The sequence below is a fragment of the Pseudomonas sp. GW822-FHT04H02 genome, assembly GCF_058800645.1.
On record NZ_JBXAMM010000001.1, the window covers coordinates 977,593 to 992,712 of the forward strand.

The 15,120-nt window shown below is 68.1% G+C and carries 11 protein-coding genes and 1 pseudogene; all 12 read right to left on the bottom strand.

Annotated elements, in window-relative coordinates:
- Positions 1-109: 109 nt before the first annotated feature.
- The 12 genes and pseudogenes from AC1RMG_RS04570 to treZ all read right to left on the bottom strand — a co-directional run bounded on the left by AC1RMG_RS04570 (position 110) and on the right by treZ (position 15,114).
- Positions 110-800: pseudogene (locus tag AC1RMG_RS04570) on the bottom strand (alpha/beta hydrolase).
- A 105-nt stretch (positions 801-905) separates the two neighbouring features.
- Positions 906-1,712: an endonuclease/exonuclease/phosphatase family protein gene (locus AC1RMG_RS04575; protein WP_493168503.1), complete on the bottom strand. Its 807-nt coding sequence runs from the start codon at positions 1,710-1,712 to the stop codon at positions 906-908.
- A gap of 83 nt (positions 1,713-1,795) precedes the next feature.
- Positions 1,796-2,554: a PIG-L deacetylase family protein gene (locus AC1RMG_RS04580; protein WP_011061166.1), complete on the bottom strand. Its 759-nt coding sequence runs from the start codon at positions 2,552-2,554 to the stop codon at positions 1,796-1,798.
- A 282-nt stretch (positions 2,555-2,836) separates the two neighbouring features.
- Complete coding sequence (locus AC1RMG_RS04585) at positions 2,837-3,502, bottom strand: glycosyltransferase family 2 protein (protein ID WP_072441934.1); 666 nt, start codon at positions 3,500-3,502, stop codon at positions 2,837-2,839.
- On the bottom strand, positions 3,499-4,098 hold the full coding sequence (locus tag AC1RMG_RS04590; RefSeq protein WP_493168505.1) for a class I SAM-dependent methyltransferase: 600 nt from the start codon (positions 4,096-4,098) through the stop codon (positions 3,499-3,501). The genes AC1RMG_RS04585 and AC1RMG_RS04590 overlap by 4 nt, the downstream gene beginning before the upstream one ends.
- On the bottom strand, positions 4,095-4,853 hold the full coding sequence (locus AC1RMG_RS04595) for a PIG-L deacetylase family protein (RefSeq protein ID WP_493168507.1): 759 nt from the start codon (positions 4,851-4,853) through the stop codon (positions 4,095-4,097). Before AC1RMG_RS04595 ends, AC1RMG_RS04590 begins: the two co-directional genes overlap by 4 nt.
- The gene (locus AC1RMG_RS04600) at positions 4,850-5,866 is read right to left on the bottom strand and encodes an acyl-CoA dehydrogenase family protein (protein WP_492583479.1); all 1,017 of its coding nucleotides are present in this window, start codon (positions 5,864-5,866) and stop codon (positions 4,850-4,852) included. The genes AC1RMG_RS04595 and AC1RMG_RS04600 overlap by 4 nt, the downstream gene beginning before the upstream one ends.
- A gap of 2 nt (positions 5,867-5,868) precedes the next feature.
- Positions 5,869-8,028, bottom strand: a complete 2,160-nt coding sequence (gene glgX / locus AC1RMG_RS04605; protein WP_011061171.1) for a glycogen debranching protein GlgX — start codon at positions 8,026-8,028, stop codon at positions 5,869-5,871.
- Between the two features lie 113 nt (positions 8,029-8,141).
- Positions 8,142-8,441 carry a DUF2934 domain-containing protein gene (locus tag AC1RMG_RS04610; RefSeq protein WP_015635523.1) on the bottom strand — a complete coding sequence of 100 codons (300 nt, stop codon included), beginning with the start codon at positions 8,439-8,441 and terminating at the stop codon, positions 8,142-8,144.
- A 21-nt stretch (positions 8,442-8,462) separates the two neighbouring features.
- The gene (locus AC1RMG_RS04615; protein WP_493168509.1) at positions 8,463-11,243 is read right to left on the bottom strand and encodes a malto-oligosyltrehalose synthase; all 2,781 of its coding nucleotides are present in this window, start codon (positions 11,241-11,243) and stop codon (positions 8,463-8,465) included.
- Positions 11,240-13,321: a 4-alpha-glucanotransferase gene (gene malQ, locus AC1RMG_RS04620; protein ID WP_493168511.1), complete on the bottom strand. Its 2,082-nt coding sequence runs from the start codon at positions 13,319-13,321 to the stop codon at positions 11,240-11,242. The genes AC1RMG_RS04615 and malQ overlap by 4 nt, the downstream gene beginning before the upstream one ends.
- A complete protein-coding gene (gene treZ, locus AC1RMG_RS04625) occupies positions 13,318-15,114 on the bottom strand; it encodes a malto-oligosyltrehalose trehalohydrolase (RefSeq protein WP_493168513.1) in 1,797 nt (598 codons plus the stop codon). The genes malQ and treZ overlap by 4 nt, the downstream gene beginning before the upstream one ends.
- Positions 15,115-15,120: the final 6 nt, after the last annotated feature.

Here is a 15,120-nt window from a genome sequence, read left to right on the forward strand (position 1 = left end):
CCTGTAGCCGTTGCCGAAGGTTACGAACGGTCTGGGCGGCGCTCCGTCGCTGGGGCGCGGGGTTTGCGAGGTCGCCAACGGCTCGTCTGAAGATCGCCCAGTCAACCGGTTACAGGGAGTCGGCGGCCTCGGCGATCAGCGCGGCTACGGGCCCGGGCTGGGAGGCGAGGGAGGCGTGGCTGGCGTCCAGGTGAATGACCTTGCGGGCGTTGAGCCGGGCGGCCATGCGCTCCTGGTTCGCCGGGGCGATCATGCGGTCGGCACGGGACACCTGGTACCAGGAAGGTTTATCGCGCCATGCCGGGGGCCCCGAGGGCGTCGCCGAAGGTACTGGCCAGCGGCGCCTTCTGGGTCAGGCCCATGACCAGCCCTTCCTGGGGGCTGAGATCCTGGCAGAAGCTCTGCTGGAAACGCTCCGGACGCACCCAGAGGTAGCCGTCGCTGTCGGGCGCCAGATTGGCGGCGGCTTCAGGCGGGAACTCCTGGGTCAGGCCACCGGGGCTTTCACCCTGGTCCGGGGCGAAGGCGGCGATGTACACCAGGCCCGCGACGTTTGGCGCATGCCCGGCCTGGGTGATCACCGCGCCGCCGTAGGAGTGCCCCACCAGCAGCACCGGCCCCGCTTGCTGGGCCACCAGTTTGCGGGTCCGTTCGACGTCCTCGGCGAGGGAGGTCAGGGGCAGTTCCACGGCGCGGATCTTCTCGTAACCGCGGTTCAGCAGTTCGACGATGACCCGGTTCCAGTGGGCGGCACCGCCCCAGAAACCGTGGACCAGGACAATCGTGGGTTGCTCGCTCATCGCTTGACTCCTTCTCTGGGCTCAAGGTTGGCCCGGAGGCGGGCGCCCCCAGGCTCGGGTTCGGGGAAAAGCATGGTCGACTCTGGCGGGAATACGGCTATTTATTCATGAATTCTGATGTGCGGCCCCAGGCCGCAGGTGCACTTCCACCGCCAGCGGCAGGTGATCGGAGAGGTGGGTCCAGGGCTTGTTGCCGAGGATCTGCGGGCGGTGGCTGTGGGCGTTGCGCAGGTAGACCCGATCCAGGCGCAGCAGTGGCCAGCGGGCCGGGTAGGTCTTGGCCGGGCGGCCATGATGGCGTTCGAAGGCTTCGTGCAGGTCGTTGCGCCGGCCCAGGGTAGCGTTGCCGTGCATCTGCCAGTCATTGAAGTCGCCGGCGATGATCACCGGTGCCTCCTCGGGCAGGGATTCGAGCAACTGGCCCAGCAGCGCCAGCTGCAACTGGCGATGGCTTTCCAGCAGGCTCAGGTGCACGCAGATGGCGTGGACCTCGGCGTGGCCGGGCACATCCAGCACGCAGTGCAGCAGGCCCCGGCGCTCGGGGCCGGTGATCGAAACATCGAGGTTGCGGTACTGGCGGATCGGAAACTTCGACAACAGGGCGTTGCCGTGATGGCCGTCGGGGTACACCGCGTTGCGCCCGTAGGCGTAGTCGCTCCACATGCTGTCGGCGAGAAACTCGTACTGTGACTGCTGAGGCCAGTTGTCCAGGCGCGAGGCATGGCGCTCGTGCTCGCCCAGCACTTCCTGGAGAAACACCAGGTCGGCCTGGGTACTGCGCACGGCCTCGCGCAGTTCCGGAAGAATGAAGCGGCGGTTCAGGGCGGTGAAGCCCTTGTGGGTGTTGACGGTCAGAACGCGTAACCGCTGGACCGCCTCGGGGTTGGGCTGGCGGGTGGAATCGCTGCTCACGCGGGCTCCTTGGAATCAGTGGCGGTTACAGATGGGACTGGCGACCGGTGCGTGCGTTCAGCTTATTTTCCACCCGCGCAGGCCTACATCAGGATGATCTCGTAGGGCAGGCGCAGGCGCTCCAGCAGCACCGGCGACAGCGACGGCTCCAGGCCGATCTCCGGCTCGCCCTGCAACTGGCTGGCATAGGCGTGGGCGGCGTGGCGCTTGCGGGCCACGGTCCAGGTGTCCAGGCGCAGCTTGCGCGCACGCTGCCAGGGGATCTGGTGCTCCTCGCGGGCCGCCCAGTGCCAGGCCCAGATCGGGATCTCATGAAAACGCGCACCCACCAGGCTCGCGGCCTTGGCCGTGGCCCGGCCCACGGCTTCGTGGTCGAGGTTGCCATCGGCGCGCCAGGTGCTGAACACCACGTCGGTGTCGCGCAGGTAGCGGCAGATGAAGGGCACCAGTTGCTGTTCCCGTTCGCTCAAGGCGCTGTCGGCAAAGCCGCCGCGGATCCACTTCAGGCTGTGCAGGGGCAGGCCCAGGCGACGCAGGGCTTCGGCGCTTTCCTGGGGCCGGAATACGCTCAGGCGGCGCTTGGGCCACAGCTCCGACCCGGGATGGCTGGCGCTGCCGTCGCTGATGGAAATCAGTTGCAGAGGGTGGCCGTGGTGGGCCAGCACTTGCAGCAGGCCGCCGCTGGCGACCACTTCGTCACCGGGGTGAGGGGCGACTATCACTGCCCGGGAGCCGGCCGGAACCAGGTTGGCCAGATTGATGGCCGGCACCTCGGCCAGGCTGCGGGCACTGTTCCAGACTTGGCTGGGCCAGTTGCTGTCGATTGCGGGTATGGCTTTCATGGGGTGTCACATCCCTGTTTTCCGGGCCACGGCAGTAGCGGTTGAACCTCCGTTCAGTCGCGACCCTGGGTTTGCACGCACGCTGATTCCTTGGCACCTGCCTCAGCGTGAAGTACCGGTGCCCCATACCTTTGGAGCACCGCGATTCGGGGGTAATCATACACAGCCTGGAGCTTTCCACGCAGTGCCAGCCCAGGCTTATTTGCTGATTACCAAGCCCGTCACAGGGTAGACGGCAATTCTCCCCCCGGGGAGGCGCACTGACCAATGCCATGCTGTACTTCACAGCCCTGCGCAAGGTTCGTTCAGGCCCTTGAGGTAATCGCCGAACCCACCTTTGGCCCGCGAATCCAGGCGCCCGCTGGTAATCACTTGCGGATGCCGGCTCCAGGCGATGCTGGCGCCGCAGCGCTGCAACTGCCGCACCAGCTGCACATCCTCGTGGCAGGCCAGGGCCTCGAAGCCGCCGGCGCGGACATAGGCTGCAGCGCTGATGCCGAGGTTGGCGCCATGGATGTGCCGGTGGCCATCGCTGTCCTGGTAGGCGTCGTGATAGCGGATCCGGGCCTGGGGTTCGAAGCCTTCGCTCCAGCGGTCGACGGTGACGGTGCCGCAGACGGCGTCGGCGCCCAGGGCCAGTTGGGCCACCAGCCAGTCCTCGGGTACGCGGCTGTCGGCATCGGTACAGGACAGCCAGCGGGCGCCGGCCTGCAGCAGCAACTGCGCGCCCGCGGCCCGTGCCCGTCCGACATTGCGCACCTGCAATTGCAGGTGTTGCACGGCGAACTGGCGGGCAATGTCCAGAGAACCGTCGGAGCAGCTGTCGAGCACCACCAGGATCGCCACGTCTTCATTGAGCTCGGGGTGGCTGGCGGCTTTCAGGGCGCAGCGCAGGCAGTCGGCCAGCAGTTGCTCCTCGTTATGGGCGGGTATCACCACTCCGATCATCGCAGGCCCTCCAGGGTCGCGACCGAATCCGCTTCGCGGCCCCAGAGGTCGAGGAGAAAGTCCGCTTCCTGGTGCTCCAGCAAGCGTGGCAGTTGCAAATGGCGATGGAGCAGTTCGTGCACTTGTCCGGCATCCAGGGGGCACTCGGCAATGGGTGGGCGCCAGTGGCAGGCCAGTAGCTGGCCATCCGCGGCCAGGGAGCCCTGGGCCCGTGCCACCAGCTGCGCCAGGTCGGCGGCGTCCAGGTAATAGCCGATCTCGCTGATGACGATCAGATCGAAGGGCCCCTTGGGCCAGTCCTGGGGCAGGCGGCCGTGTTCCACCCGGGCGTGGGGGAAGGAGCGCAAGCGCTGCCGGGCCAGGTCCACCGCGTTGCGCGCGGTGTCGTAGGCCAGCAGGCTGTCGCAGCGGCTGGCCAGTTCGGCGCTGAGTTCGCCGTTGGCACAGCCGGGTTCGAAAATGCTCCGGTAGTGGCGGCGCGGCAGGCTGGCCAGGGTGATTGCACGTTTGCGCTGTTCATACCAGCGCTGGCGAAAGGCCCAGGGGTCCTGGTCCCGGGCGAACAGCCCTTCGAAATAGTGACTGTCGACACTCATAGGAACACCACCTCAAAAGGTTGCAGCAGACGCTCGATGATGTGCGGTGCCAGCACGGGCGCCAGGCCGATCTGCGGGTCGCCCTCCAGTTGGCTGGCAAAGGCGTGGATGGCATGGCGCTTGCGGGCCACCTGGGCAGGGCTGAGCAGCACCTTGCGGGCCCGCTCCCAGGGCAGCTGCCGGCCCTCGGGATCGGCCCAGTGCCAGGTCCAGATCGGCAGTTCCTTGAGGCTCGCGCCCGTGGCCCGGGCGGCCAGGGCGCTGGCCCGGCCCACGGCTTCGTGGTCGCAGTGGCCGTCCTCGCACCAGGTGCTGAACAGCACGTCACCGGCGCGCAGGCAACCCTGGATGAACTGCGTCAGGGCGGCTTCGTCCCGGGCGACGCGGCTGTCCTCGAAGCCCGCGCGCAGCCAGGTGATGCGCTGCAGCGGCAGGCCCAGGCGGCGCAAGCCTTCGGCGGACTCCTGGGGCCGTACCTGGCTCAGGCGCTGTACCGGCCAGCGCCGGGAGCCGGGATGGCTGGCGCAACCATCGGTGACCGAAATCAGCAGCAGCTCGCGCCCCTGCGCCGCCAGCAGTTGCAGGAGGCCGCCACAGCCGAGGATTTCATCGTCCGGGTGCGGGGCCACAATCACTGCCCGTGCTCCTTGCGGGACCAGGGTTCGAATATCCACCGCGGCCATGGCCTGCAGTTGCGAGGAAGCCTGCCAGGCCCGCAGCGAGGTGCCGCGACCGACAATCGGATTGGCTTTCACAGTTGCCATCCTCCCGGGTCCGCTGCAGCGTGGGCGGCGTTGGCCAGCTGTTGCCCGAGAATGGCCAGGTCACGCTCGGCATGGCTCTGGCGGATGAACACCGGCAGGTCCGCCAGCAGCCGGGCGAAGTGCCGGTCCAGGCAATAGGGGCCGGCGCCCAGCGCCCGGCCGACGTGGTGCAGCACGCTGTCGACGCTGGCCTCGGTCACCGCCCGGGCGCGCCGGGCCAGCAACTGGCACTCAGCCTGGGGCGCCTGATCCAACTGCCGGGCACTGTGGCGCAGCACGCAGGCGGCCTGATGCAGGGCGCTGTCCACTGCCCCCAGGTGGGCCAGGGCATGGGGCTCGTCGCGTTTGGCGCAGTGTTCGCGCAGGGGGTGTGCGATGGCCTGGGCGGCTCCCAGCCAGCAGGCGGCGATGCCGATGGCGCCTTGCCAGAAGCCCGGGCGCTGCAGGTAGTCATCCGGCCCGCCGACCCACTGGCCACGAGCCTCGTGGAAGTCAACCCGCTGGCTGCCGGTACTGGCCATGCCCACCGCTTGCCAGCTGCCGCTCTCGACCTGCACCCCGGGCTGGTCCAGCGCCACCGCCACCAGGCGTTGGTGGCCGTCGGCGTCCCAGGCGGTGAGCAGGGCATGGCTGAGCACCTCGGCCCCCGAGCACCAGGCCTTGGTGCCGCTGAGCCGGCAGTGCGGGCCATCGGCAACGGCGTGCACCCGGGCCTGGGGCGGCTCCGCGGCCCAGGTGCCCCAGGTGGTGCCGGGGGGCACGGGGCAGCCCAGTTCCGCCATGATCGCCAGGGCGTCGGTGTGCCCCTCGTAGAGCTTGCACAGGCCCAGGTCATGGCCGGCGACCCTGGCCAGGGCCTGCCAGCGTTGCAGGGTGGCGCCCCCGGCGGGCAGTGGCAGGCGGTCGAGCCCGGCGCCCACCAGGGCGTCCAGGCACAGGCCCAGGGCGCGGGTGTCGGCATGCCCCAGGTCGGGGGAGTGATGCAGGAAGCCTTGCAGGTCCATGTTCAGTCTTCTTCCTCATGTTGCAGTTCGAACAGCAGCAGGGAGCGCCCGGTCACCGAATACTCGTGGCCGAAGGCAAAGCGTTCCTGGCCGCGCACCGCCGGCTGGTTGGTGTCGAGCATGCAGGTCCAGAACTCCCCGGCGGGCACCTCAGGCAGGCGGAAGTTGACGATGTCGTGGTGGGCGTTGACCACCAGCAGCAGCGTGGCATCGGCCCCGGGGCGACGGATCCCGGTTTCCTGGGCGCGGCCGTCCAGCAGCATGCCCAGGCAGCGACCATGGGGGTCCTGCCAGTGCTCGGTGGTCATCTCGCTGCCGTCGGGAGCCAGCCAGGTGACGTCCTTGACCCCGATGTCCTCGTTGTAGCTGCCCACCAGGAAGCGCCCGCGCCGCAGGATCGGGTAGCTCAGGCGCAGCTTGATCAGGCGCTTGACGAACTTGAGCAGGGACTTGCCGTCGTTATCCAGCTCCCAGTTGACCCAGCCGATCTCGCTGTCCTGGCAGTAGGCGTTGTTGTTGCCGTGCTGGGTGCGGGCGAATTCGTCGCCGGCCACCACCATCGGCGTGCCCTGGGCCAGTAGCAGGGTGGCGAAGAAGTTGCGCATCTGGCGCAGGCGCAGGGCGTTGATCTCGGGGTCGTCGCTGGGGCCTTCGACGCCGTGGTTCCAGGACAGGTTGTTGTTGCTGCCGTCCTGGTTGTTCTCGTCGTTGGCTTCGTTGTGCTTGTCGTTGTAGGACACCAGGTCGTGCAGGGTGAAACCGTCGTGGGCAGTGACGAAGTTGACCGAGGCGTAGGGCCGGCGGCCGCGCTGGTTGAACATCTCGCCGGAGGCGGTCATGCGCCCGGCAAAATCCGCCAGCTGGCCGTCATCGCCCTTCCAGAAGGCCCGTACGGTGTCGCGAAAGCGATCGTTCCATTCCACCCAGCCCGGCGGGAAGTTGCCCACCTGATAGCCGCCGGGGCCGCAGTCCCAGGGCTCGGCGATCATCTTCACCTGGCGCAGCACCGGGTCCTGGCGGCAGGCCACGAGGAAGCTGTGGCGCTCGTCGAAACCGTCGTGGTAACGCCCGAGAATGGTCGCCAGGTCGAAGCGGAAGCCGTCCACGTGCATTTCCGTGGCCCAGTAGCGCAGCGAGTCGGTGACCATCTGCAACACGCAGGGGTGGCTCAGGTCCAGGGTGTTGCCGGTGCCCGAATCGTTGATGTAGAAGCGCTTGTCGTCAGGCATCAGGCGGTAGTAGGAGGCGTTGTCGATGCCGCGCATGGACAGGGTCGGGCCTTGCTCGTTGCCTTCGGCGGTGTGGTTGTAGACCACGTCCAGGATCACCTCCAGCCCGGCTTCGTGCAGGTGGGCGACCATTTCCTTGAATTCGGCGATCTTGCCGCTGGCCAGGTAGCGCGGGTCGGGGGCGAAGAAGGCGATGCTGTTGTAGCCCCAGTAGTTGGTCATGCCCTTGTGCAGCAGGTGCTGGTCGTTGACGAAGGCGTGGATCGGCAGCAGCTCCACCGACGACACCCCGAGCTTGCGGATGTGCTCCAGCACGTCGTCCACCATCAGCCCGGCGAAGCTGCCCCGCAGGTTCTCGGGCACCGAAGGGTGGCGCATGGTGAAGCCGCGCACATGGGTCTCGTAGATGATGGTCTTGTCCCAGGGCACGCTGACCCGCTGGTCGTTGCCCCAGGTGTGGGCCGGGTCGATGACCTTGCACTTGGGCACGAAGGGCGCGCTGTCGCGCTCGTCGAAACTGAGGTCGGCATCCGGGTGGCCGATGGTGTAGCCGAACAGCGCCTCGGACCATTTCAGCTCGCCCACCAGTTGCTTGGCATAGGGGTCGATCAGCAGTTTGTTGGGGTTGAAACGGTGACCGTTGGCCGGGTCGTAGGGGCCGTGCACGCGGTAGCCGTAGATCAGCCCCGGGTGAGCGTCGGGCAGGTAGCCGTGGAAGATTTCGTCGGTGTATTCCGGAAGTTCGATGCGTTCGAGTTCCACTTCGCCGGCATCATCGAACACACAGAGCTCGACCTTGGTGGCATTGGCCGAGAACAGCGCGAAGTTGACCCCCAGGCCGTCCCAGGTGGCGCCGAGGGGGAAGGGCAGGCCTTCACGAATGCGCGAGGGTTCGCTCTCGGGAGTGGCGGCGGGCTGCTTGGATCTGCTCATGGTTGCTCCTGCAGTGAGAGGGTGACGGGCCGGGCCCTTTCTTCAGGGCGAACGCGACCCTTATGGCGCGCGGGCGCGCCACGGGTTGACGAGGACGAGATGGCCGGCGGGTGTCAGTTGGCCGGCGGTTTGCGCGGCGCCCGGGGCTTCTTCGCCGCCGCGGGTTTTTCTCCCGGGGGCACTACCACGGCGGCGGCCGACTTGGCCTTGGGCTTGGCCGCGCTCTTGGCGGCGGGCTTTCCGGTGGCAGGCTTGGCCTTGCCGGCCTTGGGTGGCGTGCTTGGAGCCAGGGCTTCGGCCTCGGCGAGCTTGCGGGCCATGTCCCAATGCCGGGCTTCCTGGCCCTCTGGCTTACCTTCCGACTCCCAGATCTGATAAGCGAATTCACGAATGCGTTTGTCGTCGGTACTCATCGCAATGCTCCTGGACTGAATTCAAGGTTGAATCAAAAGGTTGAGCGCAAAGTCTTGCAGTGCGGCGCTAAGCATCAGCTCCCTGTGGGGTGTGACTGCCACCGTGGAAAAAAGTCCATTCAGCTTTTGCCCCGAGGCGTCGAACGGTAGCTGCACCCGGGTATCGCCCCACAGCGGCGCCTCGATCAAGGGCATTGCGCGATCTCCCAGCAGGCCGGCGACCTGCACCGGCACTATCACCACTGCCCGTTGTGCACCGTGCTCGCGCATGAACGCCAGGACCCGCCCGGCATGCTGGCCAAGCACCGGCAGCGGCTGGTAGCGGCCCCGGCGAAACAGCTCCGGGTACTGGCCACGCAGGTTCAGGGTGCGGGCGATCAAGGCTTGCTTGATGCGTCCGTCGTGCCACTGGGCCAGCCACTGGCGTGGTTCGCCGCCGCGCTCCAGGGCCGCCTGCCGGGCCGGGTAATCCACCGGCCGGCGGTTATCCGGGTCCACCAGGCTGAAATCCCAGAACTCGTTGCCCTGGTACAGGTCGGGGACCCCAGGCACGGTCATGCGCAGCAAGGTTTGCGCCAAGCTGTTGAGGGCGCCCGCCGGGGCAATGGCCCGGGCCGCCGCGGCAATCGACTGGCGCAATGCCAGGCCCTGGGGCGCCAGCAGCAGGGCCTGGACAAAGGCCTGCACGGCCTCTTCGTATTCTGCGTTGGGCGCCGCCCAGCTGCTTTGCAGCTTGGCCTCGCGCAGGGCCTTGAGCTGCCATTGCCAGATCCTTTGTCCATAGTCTTGCAGGGCCGCCTGATCCTCGGCAGCCAGTTCCAGGGGCCAACTGCCCAGCAGGGTCTGGTAAAGGATCAGTTCGTCCCCCGCCGAAGGCGCATCCGCCTGCTGGCGCAGGGGCGCGGCCAGGGTGCGCCAGTGCTCCACCTGGGCGGCATACCAGGGGGCCCGCTCGCTGAGCACTGCCAGGCGCGCGCGGCTGTCCTCGCCCCGTTTGTGATCGTGGGTGGCGCTGGTCAGCAGGTTGTCGGGGAAGCTGGCCAGGCGTTGCTGGCAGGCCGTGTGGAAGGCGGCGATCGGCGCACTGAACTGTTCGCTGTTGAAGCCCACGTCGTTGCGCGCCAGCAGTACCGCCGAGCGGTAGAAGGCGGTGTCTTCCACGGCCTTGGCCGCGGCGGGCGAAGTCAGTTGCTGGAAACGCACGCAGGCGTGGCGCAGCAGCTTGCGCCCACGGCCCGGTGGCTGCTGGCGCCAGCCCTGGCCGCCGAGCCAGCGCTCCAGGCAGTCGAGCACCGGCCTGTCGGCCTCGCCCAGGCTCTGTCGCGCGCCGTCCAGGGCCTGCTGGAACAACTGCTGGTCCTGCTGCCCGCGGCCACAGGCGCTGATATAGGTGCGGTACACCGGGAAGTGCACGATCAGTTCCTGCAAGGCGCGGCGGATGGCCCCCAGGGTCAGGTCGCGGCTCATCAGGTCCAGGCGCGCCACCTGCAACAGGGCCTGGGCCACGCTTTCAAAGTCGCTGGCCAGGGAGCCGTTGAGAATCTGCTGACGGGCCAGGAGTGCCTCTTCGGCGAACGCCGCGGGGCGCTGGCTGTGCCGGCTCCACAGTTCGGCCAGCACCGGCTGGCCTGCAGGGGCCTGCTGCAGCAGCGACAGTTGGTTCATGAACTCATAGCCGGTGCTGCCATCCACGCCCCAGTCGCGGTGCAGGGTTTCCCCGGCGCCGAGGATCTTCTCGACGTAGATCGGCAGGTGCTGGCCCGGGCGCAGGCGGTCGATCCGGCGCCGCAGCTTGCGGCAATAGCTGCGCGGGTCGGCCAGACCGTCGATATGGTCGATGCGCAGGCCGTCCACCAGGCCACGCTGGATCAGCTCGAAGATCTTGCCGTGGGTGGCTTCGAACACCGCCGGGCGCTCGACCCGCAGCCCGCCCAGCTCGTTGACGTCGAAGAAGCGTCGCCAGTTGATGTCGTCGGCGGCGGTGCGCCAGCTGGCCAGGCGATAGCTCTGTTGCTCCAGCAGATGGTGCAGGCGCTGGAAACCTTCGTCGTGGCGTGAGTTGTAGCCTTGCAGGTGGGCGGTGACGGCCTGGTGCAGCGCCGGTTGCTGCAACAGTTGGCCCAGGGCCTGCTGCAGCGGTTGTGCCTGGGCGTGGGCGTCGCCGCTGAAACGCAGGGCGGCAAAGCTGTCGGCCAGGGGCTTGAGGGCCTGGGCGGCATCCGGCGGGCCGGCGAGGCGTAGCAGTTCCCCGAAGTCGGCGGGGCAGATGGGGAAACAGTGTTCATAGTGGCGAACATGGAAACCGCAGCGATCGTCGTCCAGCTGCAGTTGCAGGCTGCCTTCCTGCAAGGCCTGCCCATAGTCGCTGCCGAGGAAGGGCAGCAACAACTGGCCTTCCATCAGCGGGTCCGGGGAATGCCACTGGATATCGAAGAACTCACCGTACGGGCTCAGGCGCCCCCATTGCAGCAGGTCCAGCCACCAGGGGTTGTCATTGCCGCCCACCGCCATGTGGTTGGAGACGATATCCAGGATCAGGCCCATGCCGTGCTGGCGCAGGGCATCCACCAGCCGTACCAGGGCCGCCTCGCCCCCCAGCTCGGGGTTGACCCGGGTGGGGTCCACCACGTCGTAGCCGTGCATGGAACCGGCCCGCGCGCAGAGCAGTGGCGAGGCGTAGAGATGGCTGAGGCCCAGGCCGGCGAAGTAGGGCACCAGGGGTAGCGCATGATCCAGGGTGAAGCCTTGGTGAAATTGCAGGCGCAGGGTGGCCCGTGGCATTGGCGTGGCTGGCGGGCTCATCGGTCACGCTCCAGGGCCTGCTGCCGGGCACAGGCCAGCAGCTCCAGGCGCCGCGCAGCGTCGCTGTCGTCCAGCAAGTGCCGGCTGGCAGTGGCCAGGCGTCGGCGCCAGTTGGGGTGGCTGTCGAGGGTGCCGGGCAGGTTGGCCTGTTCGTCGATGCCCAGGGCGTCCTCCAGGGGCAGCAGCACCAGGGGCGCCCGGGTGTGGCCGAGGAAACGCACGCTGGCGTCTACCACCTGGTCGGCCTCGTGGCTTTCCTCGCGAAAGTTCTGCGGGTCCTGGGCCAGGGCGTGGCGCAGGCCGTTGCGTTCGTGCTGGCGGTGTTCGCGCCAGTGCCGCGCCGCCGCTTCGTCCACCAGGCCCAGGCGCTGGTTCCAGTCGATATCGCGGCCATGCCACCAGCCGTTGAGGGTCGGCAGGTCATGGGTGCTGGTGGTGGCCAGGGCATTGTCCGGCCAGTCGAGGATGGGCTTGAAGTGGCAGCCGTGGTCCTGTTCGAACAAAAGCACACGCATGCCGAGCATGGCCCGGGCGGCAAGTTTTTCCCGCAGCCCGTCGGGCACTGTGCCCAGGTCTTCGCCCAGCACTATGGCCTGGTGGCGATGGGATTCCAGGGTCAGCAGGCGCAGCAGGTCGTCCACCGGGTAATAGAGGTAGGCGCCATCGCTGGGGGGCGCGCCCAGGGGAATCACCCACAGCCGTTGCAGGCCCATCACATGGTCGATGCGCAGGCCCCCGGCATGGGCGAAGTTGGCCCTGAGCATTTCGATGAAGGCGCGGAAACCGTGGCGTTGCAGGCCTTCCGGGGAAAAGGCCGATATCCCCCAGCTCTGGCCCTGGCGGTTGAGGATGTCCGGTGGCGCGCCCACCGTCAGGTTGGCCAGTAACTGCTCCTGCCGGCTCCAGGCCTGGCTGCCGCCGCCGTCGGCGCCCACCGCCAGGTCGGCGATCAGGCCGATGCCCATGCCGCCGCTGCGGGCCGCGCTTTGCGCTCGCTCCAGGCTGCGGGCGATCAGCCACTGGCAAAAGGCATGGAAGCCGATTTCGTGGGCCTGTTCCTCGGCGAAATGAGCCAGGGCCGGGCTGGCCGGATCACGCCACTGCGGCGGCCAGTGACGCCAGTCCAGGTCCTCGCCACGGGCGGCGCGCTGGGCCTGGATGGCTTCGAAGCGGCAGTGGTTTTCCAGGGCTTCGCCGGCTGCCCGGCGGTAGCTGGCGAAGTCCTCGTGCAGCGGGTGCTCGCCCTGACAGAAGCCTTCATACAGCGCCCGCAGTGCCTGCAACTTGGCCTGGGCCGCCAGGGGCCAGTCGATCAGCGGCAACTGTTCCAGGTCCTGCAGTTGTTCGCCCAGGCCACAGGCTTCGATCGCGGTGCGCCAGGCGCGGTCGCCGAGGATCGCGCCAGGGGCGGCATACAGGCTGTTGAGAAACAGCCGGCTGGAAGGCGAATAGGGGCTGTAGCGCAGCGGGTCGCTGCTGAACATGGCGTGCAGCGGGCTGATGGCCAGGGCATCGGCGCCGCGTTCGGCGGCCTGGCGCGCCAGTTCTTCAAGGGCCTGGGTATCGCCGAAGCCATCATCGCCGGGGCGGCGCAGGGCGTACAGCTGCACGCTGAGGCCCCAGGCCCGCGGGGTGGGCTGGTGCACGGCGTCGGCCACGCTGAAGCAGCGTTCGGGGGCCACTGCCAGGACAAAGTGTTCGTCGTCGATACTCACGGCGTGGTAACCCACCGGAATCGAGCCCGGCAGCCGGCTCTCGGCATCCAGGTCCAGGTGCAACGGGCTGCCGTCCTCCAGCCGCAGGAAACAGGCCGTGTGCGGGGGGAAGTAGCGCGCCAGGTCCAGGCTCTGGCCGTGGTCGGCGGTCAGCAGCGGGGGCAGGTGCCGGCTCTGTTGCACCCCTTGCAATTGCAGCAGGCTCTGTTCGACCTGCTGCGGGTCTTCGGCCGGATGCCCCAGGCCGGCCAGGACAGCCCGCAGGACCCGGTCCTCGACCTTCTGGGCACGGCCGTTGGCATCGATCCAGTCCACTGCCAGGCCGGCGCGGCTGGCAAGCAGTTCCAGTTGCGCATCGCTCATAGGCATTCTCCATCTGGGTCGGTCGGGGAAGAGGTGGGGGCCAGCAGCACCAGCACGCTGTAGGCAGGCAGTTGGCCCTGGCACCAGTGCTTGAGGGTGTGCGGCGGATATTCGAAGCACAGCTGCGGTGCGGCCTCGGCGGCCAGTTCGACCTGATGCGGGCCGAGGTTGAGGTCGATGCGCAACAGGCTGCCGTCCCCCAGGCGCCAGCGCGCACTCAGGGCGCCCTCGGCCAGTACCTGGCAGCCCAGGGCCCGGGCGCCGGGCAGGCGCGGAACCAGCTCGCGGTGGCGGATCTGCAACAGGCTGCGGTACAGCTCGCGGGTGGCCTCGGCCTGTCGGGACTGGGCCCGTGGGCGCGAGGCCTGGAAGGTCGAGGCGGCGTTGGGGTCGGGAATGCGCTGGCGCTGCCCGGCGTCGGCGAAGGCACTGAAGGCGGCGAATTCGTTGCGCCGGCCCTCGCGCACCGCTTCGGCCAACTGGCCCTGGTGGCTGGTGAAGAACAGGAATGGTTCCTGGGCGGCCACTTCGTCGCCCATGAACAGCAGCGGAATCATCGGTGACAGCAGCAACAGCACCGTGGCCGCGTGCAGGGCCTGGGTCGGCGCCAGTTGGTTGAGGCGTTCGCCAAAGGCCCGGTTGCCGATCTGGTCATGGTTCTGCAGAAACAGCACAAAAGCGCTGGGTGGCAGGTGCCCGCTGGGTTCGCCGCGGGCCTCGCCATGGCGGTTGGCATGGCCCTGGAAGGCGAAACCCTGGCTCAGGCAGCGGGCCAGTTGCTCAGTGGGCTGCTCGGCGAAGTCGGCGTAGTAGGCGTCGGTTTCGCCGGTCAGCAGCACATGCAGGGCGTTGTGGCCGTCGTCGTTCCACTGTGCGTCGAAGCCTTGTTGCAGCAGGCTGGCCTGATTGAACTCGTTCTCCAGGTTGAGCCACACATGGCGATCGGGTGGCACTGCCTGGCGGACCCGCTGCGCCAGTTGCCGCAGGAAATCCGGATCGTCGATGGCGTGCACCGCGTCCAGGCGCAGGCCGTCGAAACGGTACTCCAGCAGCCACATCAGGGCGTTGTCGATAAAGAACTCGCTGACCTGCGGGCGGCGAAAGTCGATGGCAGCGCCCCAGGGGGTGTGCAGGTCCTGGCGAAAGAAGCCCTGGGCGTACTCCTGCAGGTAGTTGCCGTCGGGGCCGAAGTGGTTGTAGACCACATCGAGGATCACTGCCAGGCCCAGGCCATGGGCGGTATCGATCAGCGCGCGCAGCTCGTCGGGCGAACCATAGGAGGCTTCCGGGGCGTAGGGCAGCACGCCGTCGTAGCCCCAGTTGCGTTCGCCGGGAAACTCCGCCAGGGGCATCAGCTCGATGGCGGTCACCCCCAGTTCCACCAGGGCCGGCAGGGCTTGCTGCACCGCCTGATAGCCGCCCATGACCCCCACGTGGAGTTCGTAGATCACCGCCTCGTGCCAGGGCCGGCCGCGCCACTGCGGGTGCTGCCATTGATAGCGCTCGGGGTCCACCACCAGGCTTGGCCCGTGGACATCACCGAGCTGGGCCCGGGACGCCGGGTCGGGGACCTGGATCCGCTCGTCGATATTGAAACGGTAGGCGCTGCCCGCGGGGCAGCGCGCCTGGGTCATGAACCAGCCTTCGGGCTGGGGCTGCATGGGCAGCGACTGGCCGTCCGCCAGTTCGACGCTGACGCAGCGCGCATCCGGCGCCCACAGGGCGAACCGGGTGTGCTCGGCATCCAGCAGCCGCGCGCAATGAGTCCAGGTGTGCAGCGTGCTTGAGGGCATCGGTCC

What these genes read in the sequence shown, in the direction of transcription:
- AC1RMG_RS04590 (WP_493168505.1), bottom strand. Translation starts at nt 4,098, where the DNA reads ATGAGTGTCGACAGTCACTATTTCGAAGGGCTGTTCGCCCGGGACCAG.
- AC1RMG_RS04610 (WP_015635523.1), bottom strand. Translation starts at nt 8,441, where the DNA reads ATGAGTACCGACGACAAACGCATTCGTGAATTCGCTTATCAGATCTGG.
- treZ (WP_493168513.1), bottom strand. Translation starts at nt 15,114, where the DNA reads ATGCCCTCAAGCACGCTGCACACCTGGACTCATTGCGCGCGGCTGCTG.
- AC1RMG_RS04580 (WP_011061166.1), bottom strand. Translation starts at nt 2,554, where the DNA reads ATGAAAGCCATACCCGCAATCGACAGCAACTGGCCCAGCCAAGTCTGG.
- AC1RMG_RS04615 (WP_493168509.1), bottom strand. Translation starts at nt 11,243, where the DNA reads ATGAGCCCGCCAGCCACGCCAATGCCACGGGCCACCCTGCGCCTGCAA.
- AC1RMG_RS04585 (WP_072441934.1), bottom strand. Translation starts at nt 3,502, where the DNA reads ATGATCGGAGTGGTGATACCCGCCCATAACGAGGAGCAACTGCTGGCC.
- malQ (WP_493168511.1), bottom strand. Translation starts at nt 13,321, where the DNA reads ATGAGCGATGCGCAACTGGAACTGCTTGCCAGCCGCGCCGGCCTGGCA.
- AC1RMG_RS04600 (WP_492583479.1), bottom strand. Translation starts at nt 5,866, where the DNA reads ATGGACCTGCAAGGCTTCCTGCATCACTCCCCCGACCTGGGGCATGCC.
- glgX (WP_011061171.1), bottom strand. Translation starts at nt 8,028, where the DNA reads ATGAGCAGATCCAAGCAGCCCGCCGCCACTCCCGAGAGCGAACCCTCG.